Below are 296 nucleotides of genomic sequence, written 5' to 3' on the forward strand. Positions count from 1 at the left end.
GGGGTAACCGCAAGGAGCCAGCCGCCGAAGGTGGGATAGATGATTGGGGTGAAGTCGTAACAAGGTAGCCGTATCGGAAGGTGCGGCTGGATCACCTCCTTTCTATGGAGAATCGTTTCCCGAGTGGAAACATTCAAATACGCAGCTTAGCTGCAAAAACTACTCACTCGTTGCTCAGTTTTGAGAGCTCAAACTCTCAAACAGCTTGCTTTTGCATGGAGCTTGTTCTTTGAAAACTAGATATCGAAACGAAAATTGCGAATTAGAACATTCCTTTTTAAGCTGAACTTGTGTAA

The 296-nt window shown here is 45.3% G+C and carries 1 rRNA gene; it reads left to right on the forward strand.

The features are described 5' to 3' along the window. Positions 1–102, forward strand: a 16S ribosomal RNA gene (locus HP548_RS00075); the annotation flags it as partial. Between the last annotated feature and the right edge of the window lie 194 nt (positions 103–296).

Source organism: Paenibacillus taichungensis (assembly GCF_013359905.1).
Classification (GTDB): Bacteria; Bacillota; Bacilli; order Paenibacillales; family Paenibacillaceae; genus Paenibacillus; species Paenibacillus taichungensis.